Source organism: Flavobacterium sp. (genome assembly GCF_049590715.1).
Lineage (GTDB): Bacteria > Bacteroidota > Bacteroidia > Flavobacteriales > Flavobacteriaceae > Flavobacterium.
Window position 1 is genome coordinate 1 of sequence record NZ_JBAWDL010000202.1, and the last position, 11,299, is coordinate 11,299.

Below are 11,299 nucleotides of genomic sequence, written 5' to 3' on the forward strand. Positions count from 1 at the left end.
CCGTGTTAGTGGCTACTTCTAATTGTTCGGGAGCAGTAATGTTTTGTACTGTATCTCCTAAAATAACTCCTTTAAGGACATCGTTTATTTCTAAAATTGAATATGATTTCATAGTTTGCTAATTATAGACATCAAAATAAAGGTTTTGATGTTTGTATTCCTAATTAATTGGTGTTTGGCTTGACAATATTAACACAATAACAACGTATACCAAAAAAAAACGTCTCTTTTTTAAAAAAACTTGTTGTTTAATTACTGTAATTTTCTTAATTTATTAAAAATTAAATGGATTAAATAATTTAAAAATAAATATGAATTTTACTATCGAAATTAAGTGAATTAAAAGTGATTATTAGCCCCGATTGAAACGAAAATCCTTGTGGGGCGGGCGTTATGCCCCACAAGATTGTAGTGTAAAGCGGGAACAATCGTAATTAGAAATCCAATCGTTGCGCTCCTAATTATTTCAAATGCTGCTTTCTATATTTAGTAGGGGAGATTTGATAGATTTCGTTAAACTTTTTAAAGAAAAAAGGAGGTGATTCAAAACCACAGTCATACCCAATTTGAGAAACCGATTTATCAGAATACAACAACATACGGCTGGCCATATTGATGCGGTATTCATTTAGGAAAGTAAAAAAAGAACGCCCCATCATTTTATTAAAAAAACGGGAAAAAGATTGTTCCGACATATTAACCAAATCCGCGACTTCTTTCAAATAGATTTTACGATTAAAATACTTTTCGATAAAATCATGAACCTTGGTTATGCGGTTGTTATGTTCGTATGGAATATCATCTACAAAACTCGATTCTGATAATGTTTTATATTCGCATTTAGATAGTTGAACCAGCAGATGCAAAAATTGAATATAAAGCTCATCGCTTGTCAAATTCAATAATTTTTTGATTGAAGGTAGTAATGGTTTTATTTGTTCAGTATCAAAAACAATCCCTTTTGAAGATGTGGTTAGCATTTCGAATAGGCCATTCAATTCAGGTACCTTTGCAAATACACCTTTATTCCACTGAATGACTAAGGATTGAGAAGGAATATTTTCTTGTTCATGATTTTTCCAACAATGGGGAAGATTCGAGCGAACTAAAACCAATTCCCCTGGTTCATAAGGCCCAACATAATCACCAATAAATTTAGTTCCAAAACTAGATTCTATAAATGTCAATTCATGCTGCGGATGAAAATGCCATGGCGCTTCAAAGTTTTCTTCATTATAATTAAAAACAGTGATCGTTTTTTGTTCACCTAAATGAATCGCTTCAAGAATGGGTTTCATTTTTTGAGGTTCTAAGTTATGAGGTTATGAGGATCTAAGTTTCTAAGGATAAGAATTTTAGTTTAAGCATCAAGATTACTAATGCTATCATTTTCTTAGAGACTTTGCATCTTTGTTTCTAAATTTTCTACTCGGAATGGATATTATTTTAACATATAAGTCATATAAGTTTTCTATTTTAAGCTAAAGTGAATACTAAGTTCATATAAGATTTTTTTAATTTTTCTAATCTGTGTTCCTATATTTTTAACCACAAAGTCATCTCAGTGCACAAATGTTTTCTGTACCCAGATCCCACTTCTAACCTCTAACTTCTTAAGATTAGTCTCTATATCATCATTAAAAAGCAAAAATAAGAATTAAATCTACAGAATAGTTTATATATGTGATAAAAAACAATAGTTGATTCTTTTTTATTATAACAATCTTTGCATAGTATAGCAATTAAATCTTTTTTGATATGAAGAAAAGCGAATTTAACGACCCGTTTGAAGAAGCAAGAACGACCCAAGGTTTTGGTGAAATGGATGATCAAAACGATCCAGTAACCATCCTTTTGCGTCATAAAGACGTACGCAAAGGAGCGCATGACTGGAAAACCTATCAATCGGGTGCTGTGCCAGGGCGAATTGTAATTCCATCTGAAGTGAACATCCGTACAACACGCCAAATTCCTTTTGAAGTTGATCCACCACAGCATAAAGATTTTAGAGATATTCTTGATCCTTGGTTCAAAAGACCATTAGACGAAACATATCAAGCAAAACTAACGGCTCAAATCAGTGCTTTGGTTGACGAAGTATTGGCTGAAGATTCTGTTGATGTTATTAGTGAATTCTCTTTAAAGTTACAATCTAGAGCATTAACATTACTATTGAACATCCCTTATGAAGAAGCTGATTTATGGATTTCTTGGGGAACGCATGTTTTCCGTAGTGAAGGAGAAGCCTTAGATGGAGACAAAGCCGCTATTTTATACAATTATATCGATGCACAAATTGATAAAGCAATCGCAAATCCAGGTGAAGACTTGTATTCAGTGCTTTTAAATTCAGAGGTTGATGGTAAAAAATTAACCAAAGAAGAAGTCAAAGGGGTAATGATCTTGACTTTTGCAGGTGGTCGTGATACGGTTATTAATGCCGTTTCAAACTCGATTGCTTATTTTGCTGAACATCCAAAATCTTTAGATAGATTGCGTGTTGAGCCTGAAATTAGAAATAGAGCGATTGAGGAATTGATTCGTTATTTCGCACCCTTGACACAAATGGGACGTGTGGTTACAACAGATACCGCTGTTTGTGAACATGCTATCAAAGCAGATACAAGAGCTGGTTTATGTTGGGCATCAGCCAATAGAGATGCTAATGTATTCGAAAACCCAAATGAAGTGGTGTTGGATCGTAAAATGAATCCCCATTTGAGTTTTGGTTTTGGAACACACAATTGTTTAGGAGCTACACATGCTCGTACGATTATGAAAGTTTTGGTCGAGGTTTTGGCTGAAAAAGTACAAAGCATGGAAATCCTTAATGCTGAAGAAAATATAGAAGAGTTAGGGGAATTCAAGCGTAAAGTAGGATTCCACAGCTTACAAGTAAAGTTTAACTAAGGTAAACCGATTGTAGATTTAACACTAACGATTGTTAATTGCAGATGTGTGTATAGATTTTGTTTTTATTATCATCATTGCTATGATTTTCTATAAAAAGCAAAGCGTCTTAACTTAAAATTGAAAAATCTATGTTCTATGTGTTTTAAAAAGACACAAACTTAAGTTAGTTTAAAATAATAAAATATAATTTTAAAAGATACAAAATATGGCAAAAATAACCTTTATAACAAGCGATAACGAGAGTATAACCTTAGAAGGTACATCGGGAAATGTAATGAGTTTGGCTGTTGACAACGGAGTAAGAGGAATTGATGGTGATTGTGGTGGTGTGTGTTCCTGCGCTACTTGTCATGTACATGTTTTACCAGAACATGTTTCAAAAACCGGTGAAGCAAGCGAAATCGAAACTGATATGTTAGAATTAGCAGATAACGCTAATGAATTCAGTCGTTTGTGTTGCCAGTTAGAAATCAGCGAAGCCCTAGATGGCCTCGTATTGCAGGTAGCTAAATAATAAGGTATGTCAGCAAACGAAAAAAATACTGAAATTTGTGTTATCATAGGAGCAAGCCATGGAGGTGTGAACTGTGCTACCGCTTTGCGTCGCGAAGGTTGGGAAGGACAAATCATTCTTTTTGATGCTGATCCCGTGATGCCATACCACAAACCGCCTTTGTCCAAAGCTTATTTGACAAGCGAGGATGGTATCGATAAAAACCAATTGAAGTCGGAAGAAAGTTACGCAAAGGAAAATATTAGCCTAAACTTAGGCGTTACTGTGGCGGAGATTCAACCTGAAAACAAAACGATTGTTTTGAGCGATGGAACCGTACAAGCCTACACTAAATTAGTCATTGCTACTGGTGCGCGTCCTATTATTCCGCCTATTCCGGGTTTAGATAAAGCTAAAAATGTATTCCCGCTGCGTACGGCACAAAACGTGTCTGATATTCGCAATTTCATGCAAACGAGCGCACAAAAAAGAGTAGTAGTTATCGGTGGTGGCTATATCGGACTCGAAACGGCGGCTTCTCTTAAAAAGTTAGGCGCTGAAGTAGTAGTTTTAGAACGTGAAAGCCGGATCCTAGCTCGTGTGACTGCTCCTGAAATGTCTACTTTTTTCCATGATTTACACCATAACCATGGGGTAGAAGTACTCACTAGAAAAAATGTAACTGCCATAGAAAATCAAGGCGACACCAACCAAGTTATTTGTGGAGACGGCTCCAGCTATACCGCAGATCTGTTGATAATAGGAGTGGGGATTTTTGTTAATAAAGAACTAGCTGAAAAAGCCAATCTTACAATTGAAAACGGAATCCTAGTAGATGAAACTGCTAGAACCAGTGATGCTAATATTTACGCGATAGGTGATTGTACGTATCATTTCAATCCACATTACAACCGTAATATTCGTTTAGAATCCGTGCAAAACGCTGTGGATCAGTCTAAAGTTGCTGCAGCAGCTATTTGTGGTAAGCAACCTGTTTACGATAGTATTCCGTGGTTTTGGTCGGATCAATACGATATCAAATTGCAAATGGTGGGCTTGTCACAAGGCTATAACCAAATCGTATTGCGTCAAGAGGAAACTCCTAATAGCTTTTCAGTTTGGTATTTTCAGGATGACACTCTTTTATCTGTGGATGCTGTCAACAATGCCAAGGCGTATGTAATAGGTACTAAAAGCATCAAAGAAGGCAAAATCATCAACAAAGAAAAATTAAAAGACACTTCCATTCCGTTAAAATTGGATACCATTCTGGCTTAACTTTGGAACAAATAAAACAGTAACCCACTTTGTGTAAAAATGAAGTGGGTTTTATTTTTTAGGAGCAAAAACAATTTTACATACAATTACGTATCGTCCTGCTGTCCACTATATCTCTTGTGCACGCTATCGCAGCACAAGAGGATGCCGTTTCCATCAGGGCTATTAACAACGTATCCTTTTCAAATTAAAGAAAGAGATAAACTACTGATTTCTCTTCACACTACATCTTGCTTTAAGTCAAAAGACATTTAAAGTGTATTCCCTTCTTTGTCTGATTCGGTGCAGTAACAATTTAAATAGCAGTTTTTATTAATGTAGTTTATTGATTTTCTTTCTTTTGAGTCTATTTATATGGAGTAAAAAATAAAGTAAAAAATAGAACTATTGTTGTCGATTGTAGTTACATTTATTGTGATTTAAAGTATTTTGGTCTGCTTTTTTGGAGCTTAAGAATTTCCAGTTTTAGATATAACTTTTTAAAATAGTAAATGGTATGATACTCCCAAATTTAAAAATTACTTTTCATAAATTCTATGTAAACAGGAAAGATTCCTTTTTTGAAACTTTTAAACTGTAAACGATCAGGGTGATTTTTTCAAATGATTTTGACTTTTACAAAAACAATACTATGAGTTAGATTAAACTTTGTAACTTTGAGTACTTAAAATTTAAAACTTTCAAACCCGATACATGAGTCAAGAAATAAGAAACTTAGAGCCACAAGTTTTGTGGAATAAATTTGCCGATTTGAATGCAGTACCTCGCCCTTCAAAGAAAGAAGACCGAGTAATTGCTTTTATGAAAGATTTTGGAACAAAACTAGGATTGGAAACTTTTGAAGATGAAATCCGCAATGTGATTATTCGCAAACCTGCTACTGCAGGAATGGAAAACCGAAAAACAGTGGTTTTACAAGGGCATATTGATATGGTTCATCAAAAAAATAACGATACCGTTTTTGATTTTGATACCCAAGGAATTGATATGTATGTTGATGGGGATTGGGTTCGTGCCAAAGGAACGACCCTTGGAGCAGACAATGGGTTAGGAGTGGCCGCTATTATGGCTATTCTTGAAAGTTCGGATATTGCACATCCCGCTTTGGAAGCTTTGTTTACGATTGATGAAGAAACTGGAATGACAGGTGCATTCAATTTAAAAGCAGGTGTTTTGAAAGGAGAAATCCTGTTGAATTTAGATACCGAAGAAGATGATGAGATTGGCATAGGTTGTGCTGGTGGACTCGATGTAACCGCTGTTGCGGAGTATGATGAGGAAGAAACACCTGAAGGCTCAGTCGGTTATACTATTACAGTCAAAGGATTAAAAGGAGGGCATTCAGGAATGGATATTCACCGTGGTTTAGGAAATGCTAATAAAATTATGAATCGCATCTTGTTTGATGCTTTTGATAACTTTGGATTGCAAATTTCTGAAATCAAAGGAGGAAGTTTGCGTAATGCGATTCCGAGAGAAAGTGTTGCCAAAGTCATCATTGCAGCTGTTTATGATGAAGCTTTTGTGTTTGATATGCAACAAGTTGTAAATGAAATCAAATACGAATTCAAAACAACAGAACCAACCTTAGAGGTAGTTTTTGAAAAATTAAAGAAAACCCCTAAATCGGTTATGCCGCCTATGGCGCAATATTATTTTGTACGTTCGATGTATGCTGCTCATAATGGTGTGTATAGTATGAGTGCTGATTTTGATAAGTTGGTAGAGACGTCAAACAATATCGCTATTGTAGTAGTTGGTGAAGGAAAATTAGAAGTAAAATGTTTGACACGTTCTTCGGTTGAATCCGCTAAGAATGATTTGGCTACAGCCATTCAATCTTCATTTGAGTTAATGGGATGTGAGGTGGAATTTGGAGGTTCGTATCCTGGTTGGAATCCTAATCCAGATTCAGAAATCTTAAAAGTATTGTTGCCAATTTATGAAAAACAAAACAATGAAAAACCAAAAGTAGCTGCTTGTCACGCTGGATTAGAATGTGGGATTTTAGGAATCAATTACCCAGATATGGATATGATTTCTTTTGGACCAACGATTCTTGGAGCACATAGTCCAGACGAGAGAGCGAGTATTTCCTCTTCTCAGAAATTTTGGAAATTTTTAGTAGAAGTTTTAGGTAATATCCCTTTGAAATAAAAAATTATAGTAAGAATCTATCATTAAAACTCGCTTAGAAATAAGCGAGTTTTTTTGTAGGAATAAAAAGTGTAAATTTGGTTGAATTTGAATTTTTAATACAAAAGATAATATGAAAAAAATACTGCTTTTAGGATTGGTTTCTCTTTTTTTGTTTTCTTGTAATAACCAAGAAAATAAGGAACTAAAAATCGAAAAGGCTTTCTATTATTGGAAAGGCAATAGTTCTTTACAAGAAGAAGGAGCGAAAGGTTTGAATAAACTAGGTGTCAAAAAATTATATGTAAAACTCTTTGAGGTAGATTATAATGAAGTCCAAGGAAATTATCCTTACGAGAAAAACAGACTCAGTACGTACGAATTAGAAAAGTTAGATTCGGTTCAAATTGTCCCTACTATTTTTATTAAAAACGGTATTTTTCAATATAACGACGAAAAATCATTGGATAAACTAGCTGATAATATTGTTTTTTTGATAGATAAATATCATAAACAGGAATACGGAGATTCTAAAATTATTTTTAATTATGATGAAATTCAAATCGATTGTGATTGGACTAAAACAACTAGAGACAAGTATTTTTATTTGTTGAAAAAAATCAAAAGTTTGTCTGGGAAACAATTGAGTTGTACGTTGCGATTATATCCGTACAAATATCCTGATATTATGGGAGTTCCTCCAGTAGATAAAGCCATGTTGATGTGTTATAATTTGGTTCAACCCTTAACCAATAAAGGACAAAATTCAATTTTAGATATTTCAGAATTGAAAAAGTATTTGAACGAAAAAAGAACGTATTCAATACACTTAGATATTGCATTACCCGTTTTTTATTGGTCACAATTATACCAAAACAACCAATTTGAGAAATTAGTTCCTTTGACAGAAAAGGAAGTAAAGACTTTTGCCAAAGAGATAAAGCCATTGTGGTATCAAGTTCAAAAAGATACTGCGATCAATTACCAAACCTATCTTAAAACAGGTGACCAAATTAAATGTGAAACGGTTTCAATACAAGCTTTACAGGAAGCCATCACTGTTATTAAAGAAAAGGTAGTCTTGGACAAAACCACCACCATTAGTCTTTTTGATCTTAACGAAGGAACTTTTAAACAATTTAGCCATGAAGAATATACTGGTTTCTACAACGCTTTTACTAAGTAGTATTTGGACAGCTATGGGCTGTGGGTATTCTCCATATGGAGAGGATATTCGATTCTCCTTATTCTTACCAAGCTATTTTAAGTATCAAGATTTTGCTGCTTTTAATTATAATGCCAATCTTTTTGGATTTGATTTTCATGGTGCTAATCAATACGAATCTAATGTACAGGATTGGTATGAATTTACCAATAAAGAAGTGTCGATTGAATCTGTAAATGTGTTCCTAAACGAATTAAAATTAACCGACATCCATCCTGATTCTAAGAATGAGTTCATTGGCTATTTGTATAAAAACAAAAAAACGGCTGTTTTGCAATACATGACACTCGCTAAAAAAGGGGAAGTAATCAATGCATTGGATATTAATGATCCTTGGGAAAGAGAAGAAGCTGAAATTAAGGTTAATCGTGCTGGTTTTTTGGAGAAGATTATAAAGGCTTTCCATACAGAGAAAAATGAATACTTGAAACGTAAATATGCTTTTTTAGCAATAAGAACGGCGTATTATGCCAAAGATAAGGAAGTAATTGAAATGCTTTTTAATCAAGAATTTAAAAACGGAAAGAAAGATTATTTATACTATTGGAGTTTGTATTTTGATAGTTTTAATAATTCCAATTCGGGGGTGAATATTGCTACAGTTATGAATCATTCCCCTGAGAAAAGAAATGCTTGTTATTACTATTTCCATGAAGGATTTAATTTAGATAGCGCCTTACTTCAGACACAAACAGAAGAAGAAATTGCTAATGTTTACAGTTATGCTTCGATTCAAAAATTAGATCAAAGCCTTGCGTATCTTAAAGAAATCTATGCTAACAATCCAAAATCAAGAACATTAAGTTTTTTATTACTTAGAGAAATCAATAAAATTGAAGATTGGGTCTATACGCCGTATTATGTTAATTATTCACCTTCAATTGAACCTTGGTATAATCAAACAGATCGTGTGACAACAAATACACTGAGAGATCGATCCGAGAAGGATAGGGGGTATGCTGCTGAAATGTTAGCTTTTTTAGATACAATTGATTTTTCTACTGTTGAAAATCCAATGTTATGGGATGCTTCTGAAATTCAGTTGTTATTTCTTTCTAAACGTTATGACGATTGTTTGCATAAAATAGCCTTGTTTGAAAATAATTTTCCAACTGAAAAAGTAAAAGAACAAATTGAACAAATAAAAGCATTATGCTTGGTTTCAAATAAAGCCAGTATTTCAAAAGAAGTACAATCAATTGTTTTGAAAAACAGTACTGATAGTCGATTTTTATTTGCTTTAGGAAGGGAATTAGAATTTAGAGGTAATCTTTCAGAAGGAATGGCTTTGATATCAATGGCAGATCATTCTAATAGCTATTATTACGATGAAAACAATGTAGAATGGCAAGCCAATCGACTCAAAACATCAGGAAATCTTGCTGTTTTTTATAATTACTTTGATTATTTGGATTTTGTATATTCTACGGAACAAATGCAACAATTAATCAACAAGTTAAACCAACCTATAGAATCTGATTTTGAAAAATCGATTTATAAGTATTTGTTAAAAGATAAAAATTATCTAACGGATTTATTAGGTACCAAATATTTTAGAGAAAATAAATTAACACAAGCCTATAGTGTGTATAAATCCATTGGAACAAAATATTGGCAAGAGAACTACAATGCTTGGGAGCGAGATAAATATGGAGAAGATTATGGTTTTTATGAAAATCCATTTTACGATTTTGATTACACTAAAAGTTTTATTCCTCATAAAGAACGTTTTTTAGTAACCAAACTTTCGGTCACACAACATTTGATTCAGTATACCAATTTGGCTAGTAATCCAAAAACAATAGATCGAGACTATTACTATTTCTTGGTCGCCAATTGTTATTTTAATATGACTCAAGATGGGAATTCTTGGATGATGAGAAGATATAGTAGTACAAGGTCTTATGGAGATAATTTAGATGATTCCTATATAGACGAAGCAGAATATTACCAAGCTCAATTAGCACAGCATTATTACCGTAAAGCTTTTGAGAATGCAAAAACAGATCAATTTAAAGCTCTTTGCTTGCGAATGATTGATTATGCTAAATCTAATTATCCAAATCAATTCGTACAGTTAAAAACAGCTTATCCTCAGTATTATAAGGATCTATCTAATTGTGAAAATTTAGAGATATATTTTAAGGCTAGAAGATAATTTACAGATTAGATGAAACAAAAATAGTGTTCAGTTACTACTATAACTGAACACTATTTTTTGAATACTAAATCCAAATTTTTAGTCTCTTTTAGGACTATTCTTTTTTTCTCTTTTCTCTTCTTTCTTCTCTTTTGCAGTTTTAAGAGGTTCTTTCTTAGCTGTTTTTTTAGCGTCTTGACTTTTTGCCATGGTTTTTGTATTTAGTTTTAGAACGTATGGTTCAAAGCGAAGATATGTAATGTATTGATTGAATGTACATTTTTTTTCTAAAATAATTAGGATGAAATTTGCTATTTTACCTTTTTAAGAATTTTATATTCTTCGTAACAACCACTAATAGCATCCATAATTTGAAGATCATTAGCTGTTTGAATAAAAGATTCAGAATAGTTGCAGCGTTGCAAAATTTCAGCAATTTCTTTTTTATCAACACCAAGTAGTACTGCGATAGTTTCTCTATCAAATTTAGATTCCAAAAGATTTCTAACGGTGTCATCTTTCTTCATGTCTTTCAGTTTTCGCAATTCATTGCCTTTTTTTCCAAAAACATTATAAAGCATATCAGCAGGGTTAAAAATAGAACCTAAGATTTTATTGAATGCATTGGGAGCATATTGTCCTGTTTCATATCCTTCGGTAAGTCCTGAGATACTGTAACGGTAATTTTCTTTGGTAGGAATTGTTTTTGAGTCGACTTCTAAATATCCCGTAAGGTTAAAGGGTCTGATGATAATTTCTTCAAGAGCAATAGCTCTTTCAGTCAAAAATATTTTGGCTACTTTATTCTTCAACCAGTCATTAGTAACCTTAACTCTAAGGGATTGAAAGCCTAAAAGAGAAATATGCAAGGTGTCACTTGGTTGAACATCAATTTCAAAATAACCATTGGCATTAGTTTGAGCTCCTCGTACCTTATTTATATTGATGACATTAGCATCTATCAATGGAAGTTTAGTATTGTCGTTATAGATATAACCAGTAACTTTTTGAGAAGGTTCATTTTCTTGTGCAAAGAGCGACAAGGATAGCGTTAAAAAAAAGAAAACTACAAAATATTTCATAAATTGTTTTAAGACTTTAAAAGTAATAAATC

8 protein-coding genes are annotated in these 11,299 nt (G+C 33.1%); 6 read left to right on the forward strand and 2 right to left on the reverse strand.

Features of this window, described 5'->3' with window-relative positions; all coding sequences use genetic code 11:
• Positions 1-461: 461 nt before the first annotated feature.
• Entirely contained in the window at positions 462-1,298 is an 837-nt protein-coding gene (locus WBQ70_RS09025) for an AraC family transcriptional regulator (protein ID WP_423913144.1), read from the reverse strand.
• Between the two features lie 460 nt (positions 1,299-1,758).
• Between WBQ70_RS09025 and WBQ70_RS09030 the strand changes: the two genes are divergently transcribed.
• The 6 genes from WBQ70_RS09030 (at position 1,759) to WBQ70_RS09055 (ending at position 10,203) form a co-directional block, all read left to right on the forward strand.
• Positions 1,759-2,910: a cytochrome P450 gene (locus WBQ70_RS09030; protein WP_423913146.1), complete on the forward strand. Its 1,152-nt coding sequence runs from the start codon at positions 1,759-1,761 to the stop codon at positions 2,908-2,910.
• 208 nt (positions 2,911-3,118) lie between these two features.
• Entirely contained in the window at positions 3,119-3,427 is a 309-nt protein-coding gene (locus WBQ70_RS09035; protein ID WP_423913149.1) for a 2Fe-2S iron-sulfur cluster-binding protein, read from the forward strand.
• Positions 3,428-3,433: 6 nt separating this feature from the next.
• Entirely contained in the window at positions 3,434-4,684 is a 1,251-nt protein-coding gene (locus WBQ70_RS09040) for an NAD(P)/FAD-dependent oxidoreductase (RefSeq protein WP_423913152.1), read from the forward strand.
• 693 nt (positions 4,685-5,377) lie between these two features.
• Positions 5,378-6,841 carry an aminoacyl-histidine dipeptidase gene (locus tag WBQ70_RS09045; RefSeq protein WP_423913154.1) on the forward strand — a complete coding sequence of 488 codons (1,464 nt, stop codon included), beginning with the start codon at positions 5,378-5,380 and terminating at the stop codon, positions 6,839-6,841.
• A gap of 112 nt (positions 6,842-6,953) precedes the next feature.
• A complete protein-coding gene (locus WBQ70_RS09050; RefSeq protein WP_423913155.1) occupies positions 6,954-8,006 on the forward strand; it encodes a hypothetical protein in 1,053 nt (350 codons plus the stop codon).
• Positions 7,966-10,203: a hypothetical protein gene (locus WBQ70_RS09055; protein ID WP_423913157.1), complete on the forward strand. Its 2,238-nt coding sequence runs from the start codon at positions 7,966-7,968 to the stop codon at positions 10,201-10,203. Before WBQ70_RS09050 ends, WBQ70_RS09055 begins: the two co-directional genes overlap by 41 nt.
• A 293-nt stretch (positions 10,204-10,496) precedes the next feature.
• Here the strand turns inward: WBQ70_RS09055 and WBQ70_RS09060 are convergent, their stop codons facing one another.
• Complete coding sequence (locus tag WBQ70_RS09060; protein WP_423913159.1) at positions 10,497-11,267, reverse strand: carboxypeptidase-like regulatory domain-containing protein; 771 nt, start codon at positions 11,265-11,267, stop codon at positions 10,497-10,499.
• Between the last annotated feature and the right edge of the window lie 32 nt (positions 11,268-11,299).